Here is a 16,547-nt window from a genome sequence, read left to right on the forward strand (position 1 = left end):
GAACAGCGGAGGTGGTTTGCATGGCGAGTATTCGGTTTCTGGGTGCAGCGCAGGAAGTGACAGGGTCCTGCCACCTGTTGAGTTCGGCGGCAGTGGGCAAGGTGTTGCTCGATTGCGGTATGCATCAGGGCGGCGACGCGGTTGACCGTCTGCAGGAAGAGCGTTTTGCCTTCAAGCCCGCGGAGATCGACGCGGTAATTCTCTCTCATGCTCATATCGACCACTCCGGTCTGCTGCCCAAGCTGGTCAGTGAGGGGTTCCGCGGGCCAATCTACTGCACCCGCGCCTCCGCTGATCTGCTGGAGGTGATGCTCAACGATGCCGCCGGGCTGTACGAGCGTGATCTGGAACGCGAGAACCTGCGCCGCTCACGTCGCGGGGCTCCCGAGTTGCAACCTGCCTATACTCGCGCCGATGTTGAACGAGTGTTCAAACAGTGCTCGCCGCAGCGTTATCACCAGCCCTTTGCGATCGGTGAGGCGGGCAGCGTGACCTTTCATGATGCAGGCCACATTCTGGGCTCGGCGATCGTCGAGCTGACCCTGCAGGAGCAGGGTCGGGAAAAACGCCTGGTGTTCTCCGGTGATCTGGGTAAGAAAGACAGCGTGCTGCTGTTTGACCCCGAGGTGCTGACCCGCGCCGACCTGGTGATGATGGAAGGCACCTACGGCGACCGCGATCACCGCGATCTGGGCAGTACGCTGGATCAGTTCGAGCAGGTGTTGAGCGAGGCCTGGGAGCGCGGCGGTAACGTGATGTTTCCGGCCTTTGCGGTTGGCCGTACCCAGGAGCTGCTGTTTTATCTCGGCCAGTTGCACGAGCAGGGCAAGCTGGATAACTGGCAGGTGTTTCTCGATAGCCCGATGGCGATCGAAGTCACCCGGCTGTATGACCGCTGGCTCGGTCAGCTCGACTGCGAGGGGGTGAAGGGGCTGTGCAGCGGCGATCAGACCCTGCTGCGGGACTTTCTGCCACGCCTGCAGCTGACGCCCAGCACCGACGAGTCGATGATGATCAACAAGATCAAGCGCGGCGCGCTGATCATCGCTGGCAGCGGCATGTGTACCGGCGGCCGCATCCGTCATCACTTCAAGCAGCGCATCTGGGATGAGCGCAATACCATCGTGTTTGTCGGTTATCAGGCGCGCAACACCTTGGGTCGCATCCTGATTGACGGGGTGCAGCGCATCAAGCTGTTCCGTGAGGAGTATCTGGTACGCGCGCAGATCGAGACCCTCGGTGGTTTCTCTGCCCATGCCGGCCAGACCGGGCTGGTGGAGTGGGTCAGCCACTTTGAAAATAACCCGAAGGTGGTGCTGGTACACGGCGAGCCGGAAGCGCTGGATGCGCTGGCCAAGCGGCTCTGGGACGAGCGCCAGATCGAAGCCATGATCCCGACCCCGGGCCAGTGTCTGGCATTCTGAGTGGAGCAGCGGTATGGCCGAGCAGGGATCGTCGGTTGACTGGCACGCCATTGATCAGGCCAGCGCGCTTGAGCGTCTGGACAGCAGTGATCAGGGGCTGAGTCAGGCCGAGGCGGTAACGCGGTTGCAGCAGCATGGCGCCAATGCCCTGCCCCCGGCGCCGCCGGAACCGGCTTGGCGGCGCCTTGCCCGCCAGTTTCAGAACACCCTGATTTACGTCTTGATTGGCAGCGGCATCATCAGTTTGCTGATGGGCCATCGGGTCGACGCCGGGGTGATCTTCGGTGTGGTGCTGATCAACGCGCTGGTGGGCTTCGTGCAGGAAGGCAAGGCGTCTGCCGCGCTGCAGGCCATCCTTGGCATGAGTCGCACCCGCTCGCTGGTCTGGCGCGACGGTCAGCTGCTTACCGTCGACAGCAGCGAACTGGTGCCGGGTGATCTGGTCAGCCTGCAGGCCGGCGACAAGGTGCCGGCTGACTTGCGTCTGCTGCAGTTGAAGGATTTGGCCTGCGACGAATCCATGCTGACCGGGGAATCGGTAGCGGTACGCAAGCGGCTGGAGGCTGCGGCGGCTGCCGCGCCGTTGGCCGAGCAGCACGGCATGGCCTTTATGGGCACGCTGGTGACCGCTGGCGTTGGCCGTGGGCTGGTGTGTCGCACCGCGGCGCAGACCGAGATCGGCCGCATCAGCGAGTTGACCCGTCAGGCCACGCTGGCGGATACCCCGTTGCAGCAGCAACTGGCGCGCTTCGCCCGCCAGCTGAGCATTCTGACCCTGGGCATCGCCCTGCTGACCCTGGTGGTCGGCAATCTGCTGCGTGGTCTGGCGCTGGACGACATGGTGCAGGCGGCTATCGGTATCGCCGTGGCGACCATTCCCGAAGGGCTGCCCGCCATCGTTACCATCGCGCTGGCGATTGGCGTGCAGCGCATGGCTCGGCAGCAGGCGCTGGTGCGACGGTTGCCCAGCGTCGAGGTGCTCGGCTCGGTCGATGTCATCTGCTCAGACAAGACTGGCACCCTCACTGCCAATACCATGACCGCCCGCCAGTGCGTGACCGCCGTGCAACTGCACCGCATTGAAGGTGATGGCTACAGCCCGCAGGGGCGCATCGAGCCGGCTGCCGACGGGGCGCTGCTGGCCGCTGCGCGGGTGGCGCTGCTGTGCAACGACGCCAGCCTGTCGCAGGAAAACGGCCAGTGGAAACTGCACGGCGACCCGACCGAAGGCGCGCTGCTGGCGCTGGCCCGCAAGACCCTGACCGATGCGGGTGAGCTGCTGGAGCACTGGCCGCGGGTGGAAGAGCTGCCGTTTGAAAGCGAGCGCCGCTATATGGCGACCCTGCACCGTTGTGACAGCGAGCCAACCGCCCTGCTGGCGGTCAAGGGCGCACCGGATCGGCTAATTGGCTGCTGCAGCGAACAGTTTGGTGTGAACGGGCCGGAACCGCTGGATGCGGCGTACTGGCAGGCCGCGCTGGAGCGCCTGGGCGCCGAGGGCATGCGCGTGCTGGCGCTGGCTGAACGGCGTCTACCGACTGATGCCCACGCCGAGCATGGGCTGATCGAGCAAGGCCTCTGCCTGCTGGCGCTGATCGGCATCAATGACCCGCCGCGGCCGGAGGCCATCGACAGCATCGAGCGCTGCCATCAGGCGGGTATTCGGGTGAAGATGATCACCGGTGATAACCCGCTGACCGCGGCGGCCATCGGCGCCGAACTGGGCCTGAATGTCGAGCGGGTGCTGACCGGTGCCGAGCTGGATCAGCTCGATGCCGCGCAGCTGGACAAGGCGGCTGCCAACGTCGACATCTTTGCCCGCACCAGCCCGGCCAACAAGCTGCAGTTGGTTGAGGCGCTGCAGCGCCAAGGGCGGGTGGTGGCAATGACCGGCGACGGGGTGAATGACGCACCGGCGCTGCGTCAGGCCAATATCGGCATCGCCATGGGCGGCAAGGGTACCGATGCGGCGCGTGAAGCGGGCGACATGGTGCTGACCGACGATAACTTTGCCACCATCGCCCACGCGGTCGCCGAAGGCCGCACCGTGTATGACAACGTGGTCAAATCGATTCTCTACATTCTGCCGACCAGTCTGGCCGAGGCCACGGTGATCATTTTCGCCATCCTGCTCGGCTGGACCCTGCCGATTACCCCGGCGCAGATTCTCTGGATCAACATGGTGACCACGGTCACGCTGGCACTGGCGCTGGCCTTTGAGCCACCGGAGCCGGGGGTAATGGCACGCCCGCCGCGCCCGGCCGGGCAGAGCCTGATCAGTGCCGAGCTGGCCTGGCGCACGCTGCTGGTTTCGGTCTGGGCTGCGGGGCTGGTGTTCTGGCAGTTTGGCGATTACCTGCGTCACGGCGCGTCCGTCGAGCTGGCGCGGGCGGTGGCGGTCAATACGCTGGTGATGATCGAGGCGGTATATCTGATCAATTGCCGCTTCCTCGATGCCTCGGTGCTGACGCCGGCCATCTTCCGGCGCGCCGGGCCGATGCTCGGCGCCATCGCTGGGGTCGTGATGCTGCAGTTGCTTTACAGCTATCTGCCCTGGTCGCAGCAGCTGTTCGGGCTGGAGTCGCTGGCGGCCGCAGACTGGCTGCGGCTGACAGCGGTTGCCCTGTCGATCTTCGTGGTGGTTGAGCTGGAAAAGGCGTTGCGCCGCTGGCAGGCGGCGCGCCACTCAGCGCGCCAGTAGCAGCGGATCACCCTGGCCCCTGAGCACCGCCTGTTCAGCCTTGCCGAGCAGGCCGTCCAGCGGGCGATTCAGCAGCTGTGCAGCCTCGGCGACCAGATGCGCCCAGCTTTGGCGGTTGGCGAACTGCATGCCGAAGGTGTCCAGCGTGCCACCGCGGTTGCGGTAGCCGAGGAAACGGCTGGTGCGCGGGCCGGTGTCGAGGCGCCGCAGCACCCCGGTCATCACCTCGGCATGGCCGTGGCAGACGAACAGCCGGCAGCGCGCCGCCGGGATCTGCCGGGCCAGCTCGGCGTCGCTGTGCACCACCGCCTGTTCCATGGCATCACGCCCCTCGCGCAGCAGCCCCGGCTCGATGATTGCTACCTCGCTGCAGGGCACACCGTGATATCGCAGGTGCTGGGCGGCTTGCCGCACCGCCTGCAGCTGATAGGCACCGACGGCCAACAGTTGCAGCTCGGCACCGGGATCGGCATTCAGCACGGCGAAGCCGGTGTCGGCTGCGGCGTCGGCCTCGGGTACTGTCAGGCAGGGCTCGACCGGGTTTTTCGGGGCGACGATCAGCGCCACCTTGCCGTGGCTGGCGTAGACCTTGCGCATCACCGCGACGGCGCTGTGGCTGTCGACCGGAAAATAGACCGGGGCGCCGTCGCTCATTTCCTGCAGCCAGGCGTCGCACAGGGTCGGGTCCTGATGGGACTGCTCGTTCTTGCCGTTCTCCCAAGTGTGCGAGGTGGCGATTATCGGCACGCTGAGCCAGCCGGGGGCGCGGCCCAGTTCGCGGGCGTGGCGGCTGAAAATCAGCTCCTGCCGCATGGCGCCGAGCATTTTTACCGCAAAGGCTTCATAGCTGACGGCCAAGTTGATGCCCTGGCGGTTGGCCAGTGCCGCGGAGACCACGGCCTCCTCGTTCAGCGCGGTAATCACGCTGCCCTGCAGACCTTCGGCGATGCCGTCTTCGGCGGCGGTGACCCGGTGCAGCAGCTGATCGAGGGTCTGGTTCATGCGGTTGCTGCGCATTTCATCCGGGTTGCCGACCCGCACGCGCAGCTGCGGATTGGCGCGGGTCAGGGCGCAGAACCACTGGTCGATGGCGGCCATCGGCGCAGCGGGCTGTTCAGCGGCAATCGGCGGCAGTCGTGGCGTGGGAACCTGAATGCGGGCCAGCGGATGATCCTTCTCCTGCGGACGCTGCTGCTCGCTGTGGGTGTTCAGGGCGGCAACCGCGGCGCGCAGCTCGGTTTCGTCCACGTGCAGCGCGGCAATGCCCTGATTGAAGCGCTCGCGGGCGGCTTCGCTGATGGCCGGGTTGTCGACCAGCGGCAGGTTGTGGGCGGCGTTCGTGCCGGCGCCCGGAAAGCCGAAGCCCTTGACGGTTTCGGCGATGGTGTAGGGCAGGCGCACCGGGTATTCGGCCTCACCGCTAACGACCAACTGGTGCGTGCTGCGCAGGGCACGGGCCATGCGAATGATCGCCCAGGCGAAGGCGGCCGGATCGCGGCCGTCGATGTCAATCGGGTCAAAGCCGTTGAGCGCCAAATGCTCGCGCAGCCAGTCGACGCCGCCAACCTGAGCCATGGTCGAGCGCTGGTCGATACGCCGGCCGTTGGCGATCATGATCGGCATTACCAGCCCGCTGTCTTCACCGCGCCACCAGCGTGGCGCCCAGTCGCTGCCGCGCTGCTCCTCGAAGGCGCCGTCGCTGAGGAAGGTCACCAGTTCCTGCCCCGGCAGCGGCATGTGCACGTACTGCAGGCCAGCAAAGCCGAGGTAGCCGCCTTCACTGATGCCGCCGCCGGTATGCGGATTGACGTGGCTGCCAAGCGGGACCGCAGGGCGGCCTTCGGCGTCGATGGCGTAGCTGTAGAAGTCCTGGCAAAGCTGGCTGAGTCCGGCATCGCTGAACGGATAGCGCTCGGCCTGAGCCGCGTCGGTGTTGCCCATCAGCACGTTGACCGCGTCTATCGCCGCCACGCAGTGCCCCTGCCCCATCAGCCAGCTGCGGGTAGTGCCGGTCAGGGCGTTGGCCAGCAGGTAGCCAACGTAGGCCGGCACCATATTCAGTGCGCCGCCGGTGTGGCCTTCGGGCTGGGGTTTGAAGTCGCTCTGCGCGAGCGGGCGGCCGTCCAGATAGACCTGGCGGGCGTAGGTCATGTGCGCCACCTGGCGCATCGCCACATTGCACAGCCGATCGGCGGCCTTGAGCAACAGAGTGGCCTGAGCCACGGTGCAGGTGCCGTCGGCGGCCAGCTCCGCAAGAAGGTCGCTGATGCGGTCTCGGGTCAGAAAGTCGTGGCTGATGACACCGTAGCCTTGGCTCCAGTCGTGCAGCGAATCGGTCATGCTGGGTCTCCTTGCCCTGTTCTGATGCCAAGGTAGCAGAGATAGCGCAGAGCGCCTTGCGCTGGGTCAGTGTTCACCGCTGGGGGCTGTTGGCCGACCGCCGGGCGCCAGAGCACTTGCGCCTTTGTCGGCCGCGCCTAATCTGACAGTGGCGCCAGCCGGCGCACTTCAACAGGGAGCGGGTTATGAAAGCGTATCTTGCAGAGTTGTTTGGAACCTTCTGGCTGGTGCTGGGCGGCTGCGGTGCGGCGGTATTGGCCTCGGCGTTTCCGGATGTCGGAATCGGCCTGCTGGGCGTCTCGCTGGCGTTTGGTCTGACAGTGCTGACCATGGCTTTTGCGATTGGCCATATTTCTGGTTGCCACCTCAACCCGGCGGTGTCGGTCGGGCTCTGGGTCGGTGGTCGTTTCGAGGGCTCGAAGTTGTTGCCGTATATCGTCGCGCAGGTGATCGGCGGGGTGCTGGCGGGTGGCGTGCTCTATCTGATTGCCAGCGGTCAGGCTGGCTTTGATGTGTCGGCTGGCTTTGCCTCGAACGGCTACGGTGAGCATTCGCCCGGCGGTTATTCGTTCACCGCCGCGCTGATCTGCGAGCTGGTGATGACGGCGATGTTCCTGCTGGTGATCATGGGCGCAACCGACGCGCGGGCGCCGGCCGGCTTCGCGCCGATTGCCATCGGCTTGTGTCTGACGCTGATCCACCTGATCTCGATTCCTGTGACCAATACTTCGGTTAACCCGGCGCGCAGCACCGGTGTTGCGGTGTTTGTCGGCGACTGGGCGGTGGCGCAGCTGTGGCTGTTCTGGTTGGCGCCTATTGTTGGCGGTGCGGTGGGGGCGCTGATGTATCGTCTGATCGGCAAAACCGAGGACTGAGCGCAGAAACGCCAGCACCCGCGCAAGGCGGGTGCTGGCTTGGTGCTTTGGTTGGTCGCTACATTCGAGGCCTGCGGCCCATGATGAAGGACACGACGAACAGCACCAGAAAGACCAGGAACAGAATCTTGGCAATGCCGGTCGCGGTGCCGGCGATACCACCAAAGCCCAGCACGGCGGCGATGATGGCGATGATCAGAAAGGTAATGGCCCAGCTAAGCATGGTTGATCTCCTTTTCTTTAGCGGTCAGCGCAGCGCGACGCAGCGGCTGACGCCCTTGGGTGCGAGCCCGGGGCTAACCGGGCCGGTCGGGTCAGTTGGCGATACGCAGGTTTTCGGCACTGACGCCCTTAACCCCGCGCAGGTTCTTGGCGGTTTGCACGGCGAGGTCTTTCTCCTCACCTGACATGACGCTGCCGCCCAGGGTTACCACTCCGTCTTTGGTGTCCACCGAAATATCCAGACCGCTGAGGTTGCTGCTGAGCAGGTAGCTGGATTTCACCTTGCTGGTAATCCAGGCATCGCTGATTGCGGCACCGGCCTGATCGGCTGCCTGCTGTGCTTTGGCAGCGCTGCTGGTTTCACCGTCGACGCGAATCTGGTTGTTGACCCGATGCACCCCGTCGGTGTCTTTGGCAAGCATGCCGGCGAGATCGCGCGCCTCGTCGCTCTGGGCGCTGCCGCTCAGGGTGACGACACCGTTCTCGGTGCTGACGTCGATGTCGAGACCTTCGGTGTTACTGTTCCACAGCAGCTTGGATTTGATGCTGGCGGTGGTGGTCGCATTGTTGAAGCTCTGGGAAAGGGTCGGTGTGCCCGCCTGCTGCTCTTTGCGCTTGGCGTCCGGATTGACGGTCAGCTGGTTGTCGACCTCTTCAACGCCGTTGATGCCCTTGGCAACCTGCTCCGCCAGGTCGCGGTCGATATCGCTTTCCACTTCACCGCTCAGGGTGGCGACCCCGCTTTCGACATCGACGTCGATGGTGAAGGGGTTGAGGTGACGATTCAGCGCGATTGCGGTCCAGATCGAGCCTTCCTGGCGAGCCTCGGCCAGATCGCCGTTGTCGGCATGTGCGGCCAGCGGCATCATGCCGATCAGGCTGGCGGTAGCAGTAGCGAGGGCGATGGTTTTCAGCTTGGTCATGGGTGTCTCTCCTGTGATCGTTTCCGTCAGCGGCCTTTTCGGTGACCGTTGTGAGGAAGATTGCAGGGGCTGTGCCAGTTTTTTAGTTAGCCTTAAATTCCAATAAAATCAATACGTTATGTTTTGTTGATGCGCGTGATGTGCATGCGCATTGCACGAATTGCCTGTCTGGGTCGTGCAATTTGCAAGCGATTTCGTTGTCTACCTTGGGTAATCTTGTGGCGGTGTCGCCGGTGTGCGGCGGCCAGCCGGTAATGGTCGGTCTATCTGGCCTTTTTCATCTCTCAGCGGAGTCTGTTCCCATGCGTGCGCCTATTCTTGTCCTGCCTCTGTTGTTGCTGCTGACCGCCTGTCAGGGGGCGGTGGTGAAGCCGGATTACGACGTCAGTCACGACTTTGCGGCCGATCAGACCTGGCAGTGGGCCGAGCCGCGAGTGGAGTTTCGACCAAGTGATGATCCGCGGATCGGTGGTGAGCTGATGGCTGGTCGAATTGAGCAGGCGGTTGCCGAGCAGCTTGATGCCCGCGGCCTGCGTCCGGTGCTCGATGGCAAGACCGCCGACCTGCAGGTGCGCAGCTATGTGCTGGTCGAGAAACGGCAGGATAACGTCACTACCAGCTTTGGTGGCTACTGGGGCACGGGCTGGGGCGGTTTCTGGGGTGGCCCGGCGATTCAGACCTACCCGGTTGATTATCGCGAGCTGACCCTGCAGATCGACCTGCTCGACGCCGATACTGGCAGCCTGCTCTGGCGTGGCAGTGAAAGCGAGCGCATGAGCGAACGCGAGTTGACGCCGAGCAAGCGCGACGAGCAGATTCAGCGCTTGGTCAGCCGCATCCTGGCGGCCTATCCACCCTACTGAAACTGAGCGTTGGCTACAGGCTGGCCACCAGCGCCTGATCGCCGCGCAGCTTGGTGACATCGGCACGCGGTGGAGCGCCAAACATGCGGCGGTATTCGCGGCTGAAGTGCGAGGGGCTTTCGTAGCCAACGCGGTAACTCGCCGTCGCCGCTTCCAACCCCTCGGTCAGCATCAGCCGCCGCGCCTCGTGCAGGCGCAGCTTCTTCTGGAATTGCACCGGCGACATCCGGGTGACCTGTTTGAAGGTGTGGAACAGGGTCGACTCGCTCATGTTCACGTCTTCGGCCAGCTCCCGCACCCGCAGCGGTTCGGCAAAGCGGTCTTTCAGTACGGCAATGACCTTGGATATACGATGGGCCTGGGTGTCGGTGGCGACAAAGTCGCGCAGTCGCCAGCCCATCTCACCCATAAGCGCGCGGTAGATGATCTCGCGGCGCACCAGCGGCGCAAGAATGCGTGCATCGGTCGGCGACGACAGCAAAGCCACCAGGCGGGTCATGGCCTGCAGGATGCCGGTATCCAGCGGCGCTACGCACAGGCCGCAGGAGGCTGCGGAGCAGTCGCGTTGCTGATCCAGCGGTGGCAATTCATCGCCCAGCTCGAGCACCAGTTCGGCGATTTCCTGTTGGTCGAGTGACAGCTTGGCCGCCAGATAGGGGGCGCTTGGTGTTGCGTCGATCACGCTGCCGCCGACCGGCAGTTCGACCGCCGAGATCATGTAGGTCAGCGGGCCGTAAAGGATCTCCTTGTCGCCCAGTTGCACTGTCTTACTGCCTTGGGCAATGACGCACAGTGCCGGTTCGTAGACGGTGGAGTTGAAGCTGGTTGGCTGATCGGTGCGGTAGACCTCAAGCCCCGGAATGCTCGTCTGGTTGATGCCCTCGTTGACCGCCTGCTCGCCCACCAGGTCTGCCAACTGGCGGCACATGGGCATATCAAGTCCGGTTGGTTGGGCGTGCAGATCAATCATGAGAAACAGCCTCGTTCGGAGTTTCGCGACAGTATACGCAGATCAATTCGTAACCATATGACAGTCTTTTGGCAATTGCAGGATCGGGCAATAAGCTTGCAGGATCGCGCAAAGCCTTGTCCTGTATGGTCCGTTTTGTTTGTTTGTGGTGCAAATATGAGCTGAATGCTCCTTCATCAGGCGGGTTGGTAAGATTGCCTGATTCTGCAGATTTACAGAAATAGGCAATCTTGGCGCAGGACTCCGCTACCTGCATTCGCCCCCCGGCACGTATCGTTCACTCCATACCCGATCCCCTTCAACCAACCGACGTGCCCCCTCGGCGCGCGGGGATCCCTTTTTTTGCCTGCCAAATATTGCCCACATCACAGGGAGCGATGGATTACATGAACAAGCATGTTTTTAACGGCTTTGCCCGTACGGGCGCGGTCACCGCGCTATTGCTGCTACTGGCTGGTTGCGAGGCCAGCGGCGATCAGGCCAATAACCCGAACTTACCGGCACCTGAGGTCGATGTGGCGGTGGCGCAGCCGCGCGATGTGACCCTCTGGGACAGCTTTACCGGCCGTATGGCCGCACCGGAAACCGTGGAGCTGCGAGCCCGCGTCAGCGGTTACATCGACAAGGTGGCTTTTGCAGAAGGTGAGCTGGTCAAACAGGGTGACGTGCTGTTTGTCATCGACCAGCGCCCTTATCAGGCGCGCCTGCAGATGGCCCGAGCGGAAGTGGCACGCGCCCGCAGTCAGGTAACGCTGGCCGCGCGCGAAGCGCAGCGGGCCGAGCAGTTGTGGGAGCGTCGGGCTATTTCCCGCGAGGAGCTGGAGCAGCGCAGTGCCGCCCGCAGTATCGCGCAGGCTGCGCTGGCCTCGGCCGCCGCCGCGCTGGATAACGCCGAGCTGGAACTCGCCTACACCGAGGTCAAGGCGCCGGTTTCCGGGCGCATGGGGCGCGCGGAAATCACCCGCGGCAATCTGGTGACCGCGGACACATCCTTGTTGGCGACGCTGGTGTCGGTTGACCCGCTGTATGTGTACTTCGAGAGCGATCAGCAGACCGTCGAGGACAACCCTCACGCAGAGGCGGCTTCGGTGCCGGTGCGCCTGGGGCTGGGTAGTGGTCAGGATTACCCTTATCAGGGTCAGCTCGACTTCGTCGACAACCAGTTCAACGCCAGTACCGGCACGCTGCAGTACCGGGCGGTGATCGCCAACCCCGAGGGGCTGTTCCGTCCGGGGCAGTTTGCCCGGGTGCAGATGCCGGTAGCGGCTGCCCGGCAGGCGATTCTGATCGACCAGAACGCCGTGCTGACTGATCAAGACCGTCGCTATGTCTATGTACTGGATGCCGAGAACCGGGCGACCCGCCGTTTTGTCGAGACCGGTCGCCGGGTCGATGGCTTGCTGGTGATCCGCGAGGGCCTGCAGTCGGGCGACCGAGTGGTGGTCAACGGTCTGCAGAAGATCCTCTATCCGGGCTTCGAAGTGGCGCCGCAACTGGTGGCCATGGACCGCAGCAAGCCGGTCAGTACCGAGGTCGCACTGCAGACCGCGTTCTGATTCTGAACTGACTTTCGCCTTTTAACGATATTGCTGGGGCGTGCTCTGCGGAGCACGCCAAGGGAGCGTATTGCCGTGAATATTTCACGTTTCTTCGTCGACCGGCCGATCTTTGCCTCGGTGCTGTCGATCATCATCTTCGTGGTTGGCCTGATCAGTATTCCGATGCTGCCGGTCAGCGAGTACCCGGAGGTCGTGCCGCCCAGCGTGCTGGTCAGTGCGAGCTATCCGGGTGCCAACCCGAAAACCATCTCGGAAACGGTTGCCACGCCGCTGGAAGAAGCCATCAATGGCGTGGAAGACATGATCTACATGAAGTCGGTGGCCGGCAGCGACGGCAGTCTGGCGCTGACCGTGACCTTCGCCCTGGGCACCGACCCGGATCAGGCGCAGGTGCAGGTGCAGAATCGGGTCTCGCAGGCGCTGCCGCGGCTACCGGAAGATGTGCGCCGACTGGGTGTAACCACCCAGAAGCAGTCGCCGAACCTGATGATGGCGGTGCACCTGATTTCGCCGGACGACAGTCTGGATGCCACCTACATTCGCAACTACGCGGTGCTGCATATCCGTGACGAGCTGGCGCGGATTCCGGGCGTCGGTCAGGCGGGCTTGTTTGGTGCCGGTGACTACGCCATGCGGTTGTGGATCGATCCGCAGCGGGCGGCCTCGCTGGGTGTCAGCGCGGGCGATATCGTCGCCGCGGTGCAGGAGCAGAACGTGCAGGTCTCGGCCGGTCAGATCGGCGCACCGCCGATGCCGAACAGCTCCGACCTGCTGATTTCCATCAACGCCAAGGGGCGTCTGGACAGCACCGAAGCCTTTGGCGACATCGTGCTGAAAACCGGTGACGACGGCCAGATTACCCGCCTGCGTGATGTGGCGCGTATCGAGCTGGCGGCGCAGGAAGATTCGTTACGCGCGCTGCTCAATGGTCGTCAGGCCGTGGCGCTACCGATCTTCCAGTCGCCCGACTCCAACGCGCTGGACGTGTCTGCGGCGGTGCGCGCCAAAATGGCCGAGCTGGCCGAGGACTTTCCTGAGGGGCTGAGCTGGGAAGTGGCCTACGACCCGACCGTGTTTGTCAGCACGTCGATCAGCTCGGTGATCCAGACCTTGCTCGAAGCGGTAGCGCTGGTGGTGCTGGTGGTGATTCTGTTCCTGCAGACCTGGCGCGCCTCGCTGATTCCGCTGCTGGCGGTGCCGGTATCGATTGTCGGCAGCTTTGCCGTGCTGCTGATGCTGGGTTTCTCGATCAACACCCTGACGCTGTTTGCCATGGTGCTGGCGATTGGCATCGTGGTGGATGATGCCATCGTGGTAGTCGAGAACGTCGAGCGTAATATCGAACAGGGGCTGGCACCGTTGGCGGCGGCGCACCAGGCGATGCGCGAGGTCAGCGGCCCGATTGTGGCGATCAGTCTGGTGCTTTGCGCGGTGTTCGTGCCGATGGCGTTTCTGGATGGCATCACCGGCCAGTTCTACCGTCAGTTCGCGGTGACCATTGCGATTACCACGGTGATCTCGGCGATCAACTCGCTGACCCTGTCACCGGCGCTGGCCGCTACCCTGCTCAAGCCGCATGGCGCCGCGCCGGATCTGCCGACTAGGGTGATCAACCGTAGCTTCGGCTGGCTGTTCCGGCCGTTCAACCGATTTTTCCAGCGCAACGCCGAGCGTTACGAGCGGCTGGTGGGCCGGGGTCTTGGGCGCCGCGGCATGGTGTTTGTGGTCTATCTGGTGCTGCTGGCAACCACCGTGGTGATGTTTCGTCAGGTACCGGGTGGCTTTATTCCAACCCAGGACAAGACCTACCTGATTGGCAGCATTCGTCTGCCGGAAGGGGCGACGCTGGACCGCACCGAAGCGCTGGCACGTCGAGTCAGTGATCTGGCGATGGAAACCGAAGGTGTTTCGCACGCGGCGGCGTTTGTCGGCTTCAACGCGCTGCAGGGCACCAATACGCCAAACGTCGGCACCGTGTTCATCCTGTTTGACGACTTTGACGTGCGTGAGCGTACCGCGCTGGAAATTGCCGACGACATCAACGCCAAGCTGGGCGAGATCAAGGAGGGCTTTGCCATCTCCTTTATGCCGCCGCCGGTCTTTGGTCTGGGCGCCGGGTCTGGGTACTCGCTGTACATTCAGGATCGTCGTGGCGATGGCTACGGCGCGCTGCAGCAGGCCTCCGACAGCCTGGCCATGGCGCTGAGCCAGACGCCGGGGCTGGGCTTCCCGATTACCTCGTATCAGGCCAACGTGCCGCAACTGGACGCCGAGGTGGATCGTCTGCAGGCCAAGGCACAGGGCGTGCGTCTGGATGAGCTGTTCGGCACCCTGCAGCTGTATTTCGGCGCGCAGTACATCAACGACTTCAACCTGTTCGGCCGCACCTACCAGGTGCGCGCCCAGGCCGATGCGCCCTTCCGCGACGAGCCGAGTGATCTGGACAGCCTCTACGTGCGTAACGCCGCTGGCGAGATGGTGCCACTCAATACCATGGTCAGCCTCACGCCGAGCTTTGGCCCGGACCCGGTGATTCGCTACAACGGCTACCCGGCGGCAGACCTGATTGGTCAGTCCGATCCGGCAATGCTGTCGTCGACCGAAACGCTGGACACGGTCGCGGCCGTTGCGGCCAAGGCGCTACCGCCCGGCATGCAGATCCAGTGGACTGACCTGAGCTTCCAGCAGGTCAATCAGGGCAGCGCCGCGCTGGTGGTGTTCCCGGTTGCCTTGCTGCTGGTGTTCCTGGTGTTGGCGGCGTTGTACGAGAGCTGGGTGATGCCGCTGGCGGTGATCCTGATCGTACCGATGTGTCTGCTGGCGGCGATGATCGGCGTCTGGTGGACCGGTGGTGACGCCAACATCTTCGTTCAAGTCGGCCTGGTGGTGCTGATGGGGCTGGCCTGCAAGAACGCCATTTTGATTGTCGAGTTCGCCCGTGAGCTGGAGATGCATGGCATGGAGACCGTCAAGGCGGCGCTGGAAGCCAGTCGTCTGCGCCTGCGCCCGATCATCATGACCTCGGTGGCCTTTATCGCCGGCGTGTTGCCGCTGGTGCTGGCCTCCGGCGCTGGCAGCGAAGTGCGCAACGCCATGGGTATTACCGTGTTTACCGGCATGCTCGGCGTGACCCTGTTCGGGCTGCTGCTGACACCGGTGTTCTATGTTGCGCTGCGCAAGCTGGCCGGCACCTCGCTCACTGTCGAGCGGCCCCAGTCTGTTGCTGCGCACGCGGAGGAAAAGATCGATGCATAAGCTGTTACCTCTGGCCCTCAGCGTGATGCTGGCGGCCTGCGCCGTGGGCCCTGAGTATCAGGCGCCGGCATCGGTGCAACTGGCGAGCTTCAGTCAGGCCGATGCGCTGGCCGATCCGAGTCAGCACAGTGAGAAGCGCTTCTGGGCTGGGTTCAATGATCCTCAACTGGCCGGGCTGATCGATCGCGCGCTGGCCCAGAATCTGGATGTGCAGACGCTGTTGGCGCGCTATCAGGGCGCCGAAGCGCTGCTGCGCGGCGCCCGACGTGACCGCTGGCCGAGCGTTACTCTGCAAGGGGCGGCAGGCGAGCAGCATCTGGCGGAAGTCGAGCGCTCTGACCCGGGCCGTGCCCGGGTTGAGCAATACTCACTTGGCGCGGTCGCCAGTTGGGAGCCGGATTTTTATGGTCGTCTGCAGCGCGCAGTGGAAGCCGGCGAGGCTGACCTGCAGGCCAGCGCAGCGGACGTGCAGGCATTGCAGGTCGCAATCGCCGGCGAGGTCGCCAGTGGTTACTTCACCTTGCGCGGTCAGCAGCAGTTGCTGGCCGTCGCCGAGCAGAATGTCGACCTGCAGCAGCAATCACTGGATATCGTCACCGCCAGGCTGGATGCCGGGCGTGGCACCGAGTTTGATCGGGTGCGCGCGCAGGCCCAGCTGAATGCTCTGCGCGCCGCAGTGCCGCAGCGTCAGGCCGAGGTGCAGCTCAGCCTGCATCGCCTGGCAGTGCTGACCGGGCAGCCGCCGGCGGCGCTCAATCAGCAACTGGCAGAAGCACGCCCGCTACCGGCCATGCGAGCGCGTATCCCGGTGGCTACCCCGGCCGAGGTGCTGCGTCGTCGTCCAGATATACGGGCCGCCGAGCGCCGTCTGGCAGCAGCGACCGCGCGGATCGGTGTGGCGACCGCCGACTTGTTCCCGCGCTTTACCCTCGGCGCCCTGCTCGGCTCGGTGGCCGGCAGCGGCGGCGATCTGTTCAGCGCCGGCGCGGAGTCACGCGCGGTAACGCTGGGAATCGACTGGACGTTCCTTGATGTGGAAGGCGTGCGCGCGCGTATCGCCGCCGCCGATGCGACCGGTGCTGAACGGCTGGCGCAATACCAGCAGGCCGTGCTGCTGGCACTGGAAGAAACCGAAAACGGATTGGTGCGTTATCGCCAATCGCGTGAGCGCAGTCGCTGGTTGCAGGCCTCCAGCGAGGCCGCTCGGGCCGCGGTGGATCAGGCGCGGCTGCGCTACGAGCAGGGCTATATCGAGTACTTCGAAGTGCTGGATGCCGAGCAGCAACTGACCGCCGTGCGCAGTGATCTAGTGCAGAGCAGGGTCGAAACGGCAACCGCGATGGTCAGCGTCTATCGCTCGTTGGCGGGGGCGCCGTCTGAGGCTGATATCCGGTTATAGGACTTGGTTCGGCCTA

Annotated in this window: 11 protein-coding genes; 7 read left to right on the forward strand and 4 right to left on the reverse strand. The window is 64.0% G+C overall.

Going from position 1 to position 16,547, the window contains the following annotated elements:
- Positions 1–20: 20 nt before the first annotated feature.
- Both AAFM31_RS11285 and AAFM31_RS11290 read left to right on the forward strand, forming a co-directional pair.
- Positions 21–1,424: an MBL fold metallo-hydrolase gene (locus tag AAFM31_RS11285; RefSeq protein ID WP_341708039.1), complete on the forward strand. Its 1,404-nt coding sequence runs from the start codon at positions 21–23 to the stop codon at positions 1,422–1,424.
- 13 nt (positions 1,425–1,437) lie between these two features.
- Positions 1,438–4,125 carry an HAD-IC family P-type ATPase gene (locus AAFM31_RS11290; RefSeq protein WP_341708040.1) on the forward strand — a complete coding sequence of 896 codons (2,688 nt, stop codon included), beginning with the start codon at positions 1,438–1,440 and terminating at the stop codon, positions 4,123–4,125.
- Here the strand turns inward: AAFM31_RS11290 and AAFM31_RS11295 are convergent.
- Positions 4,111–6,465, reverse strand: coding sequence for a xylulose 5-phosphate 3-epimerase (locus AAFM31_RS11295; protein ID WP_341708041.1), 2,355 nt, complete (start codon positions 6,463–6,465; stop codon positions 4,111–4,113). The genes AAFM31_RS11290 and AAFM31_RS11295 overlap by 15 nt on opposite strands.
- 185 nt (positions 6,466–6,650) lie before the next feature.
- Here AAFM31_RS11295 and aqpZ point away from each other — a divergent pair, with 185 nt between their 5' ends.
- Positions 6,651–7,340, forward strand: a complete 690-nt coding sequence (gene aqpZ / locus AAFM31_RS11300; RefSeq protein WP_341708042.1) for an aquaporin Z — start codon at positions 6,651–6,653, stop codon at positions 7,338–7,340.
- Between the two features lie 58 nt (positions 7,341–7,398).
- Here aqpZ and AAFM31_RS11305 read toward each other — a convergent pair whose 3' ends face one another.
- Positions 7,399–7,563, reverse strand: a complete 165-nt coding sequence (locus AAFM31_RS11305; protein WP_341708043.1) for a DUF1328 domain-containing protein — start codon at positions 7,561–7,563, stop codon at positions 7,399–7,401.
- Positions 7,564–7,654: 91 nt separating this feature from the next.
- A complete protein-coding gene (locus tag AAFM31_RS11310) occupies positions 7,655–8,485 on the reverse strand; it encodes a BON domain-containing protein (RefSeq protein WP_341708044.1) in 831 nt (276 codons plus the stop codon).
- Positions 8,486–8,787: 302 nt separating this feature from the next.
- Between AAFM31_RS11310 and AAFM31_RS11315 the strand changes: the two genes are divergently transcribed.
- Positions 8,788–9,348, forward strand: a complete 561-nt coding sequence (locus AAFM31_RS11315) for a DUF4136 domain-containing protein (RefSeq protein WP_341708045.1) — start codon at positions 8,788–8,790, stop codon at positions 9,346–9,348.
- A gap of 13 nt (positions 9,349–9,361) precedes the next feature.
- Here the strand turns inward: AAFM31_RS11315 and AAFM31_RS11320 are convergent, their stop codons facing one another.
- Positions 9,362–10,318, reverse strand: a complete 957-nt coding sequence (locus tag AAFM31_RS11320) for an AraC family transcriptional regulator (protein WP_341708046.1) — start codon at positions 10,316–10,318, stop codon at positions 9,362–9,364.
- A gap of 386 nt (positions 10,319–10,704) precedes the next feature.
- Here AAFM31_RS11320 and AAFM31_RS11325 point away from each other — a divergent pair, with 386 nt between their 5' ends.
- The 3 genes from AAFM31_RS11325 to AAFM31_RS11335 all read left to right on the forward strand — a co-directional run bounded on the left by AAFM31_RS11325 (position 10,705) and on the right by AAFM31_RS11335 (position 16,531).
- The gene (locus AAFM31_RS11325) at positions 10,705–11,874 is read left to right on the forward strand and encodes an efflux RND transporter periplasmic adaptor subunit (RefSeq protein ID WP_341708047.1); all 1,170 of its coding nucleotides are present in this window, start codon (positions 10,705–10,707) and stop codon (positions 11,872–11,874) included.
- 75 nt (positions 11,875–11,949) lie between these two features.
- Positions 11,950–15,132, forward strand: a complete 3,183-nt coding sequence (locus AAFM31_RS11330; protein WP_341708048.1) for a multidrug efflux RND transporter permease subunit — start codon at positions 11,950–11,952, stop codon at positions 15,130–15,132.
- A complete protein-coding gene (locus AAFM31_RS11335; RefSeq protein WP_341708049.1) occupies positions 15,125–16,531 on the forward strand; it encodes an efflux transporter outer membrane subunit in 1,407 nt (468 codons plus the stop codon). The genes AAFM31_RS11330 and AAFM31_RS11335 overlap by 8 nt, the downstream gene beginning before the upstream one ends.
- Positions 16,532–16,547: the final 16 nt, after the last annotated feature.

Source organism: Halopseudomonas sp. (genome assembly GCF_038130085.1).
Taxonomy (GTDB): Bacteria; Pseudomonadota; Gammaproteobacteria; order Pseudomonadales; family Pseudomonadaceae; genus Halopseudomonas.

Excerpts from the sequence above, each read along its gene's own strand:
- AAFM31_RS11335 (WP_341708049.1), top strand. The coding sequence starts at position 15,125 with ATGCATAAGCTGTTACCTCTGGCCCTCAGCGTGATGCTGGCGGCCTGC.
- AAFM31_RS11325 (WP_341708047.1), top strand. The coding sequence starts at position 10,705 with ATGAACAAGCATGTTTTTAACGGCTTTGCCCGTACGGGCGCGGTCACC.
- AAFM31_RS11290 (WP_341708040.1), top strand. The coding sequence starts at position 1,438 with ATGGCCGAGCAGGGATCGTCGGTTGACTGGCACGCCATTGATCAGGCC.
- AAFM31_RS11285 (WP_341708039.1), top strand. The coding sequence starts at position 21 with ATGGCGAGTATTCGGTTTCTGGGTGCAGCGCAGGAAGTGACAGGGTCC.
- AAFM31_RS11295 (WP_341708041.1), bottom strand. The coding sequence starts at position 6,465 with ATGACCGATTCGCTGCACGACTGGAGCCAAGGCTACGGTGTCATCAGC.
- AAFM31_RS11310 (WP_341708044.1), bottom strand. The coding sequence starts at position 8,485 with ATGACCAAGCTGAAAACCATCGCCCTCGCTACTGCTACCGCCAGCCTG.
- AAFM31_RS11315 (WP_341708045.1), top strand. The coding sequence starts at position 8,788 with ATGCGTGCGCCTATTCTTGTCCTGCCTCTGTTGTTGCTGCTGACCGCC.
- aqpZ (WP_341708042.1), top strand. The coding sequence starts at position 6,651 with ATGAAAGCGTATCTTGCAGAGTTGTTTGGAACCTTCTGGCTGGTGCTG.
- AAFM31_RS11305 (WP_341708043.1), bottom strand. The coding sequence starts at position 7,563 with ATGCTTAGCTGGGCCATTACCTTTCTGATCATCGCCATCATCGCCGCC.
- AAFM31_RS11320 (WP_341708046.1), bottom strand. The coding sequence starts at position 10,318 with ATGATTGATCTGCACGCCCAACCAACCGGACTTGATATGCCCATGTGC.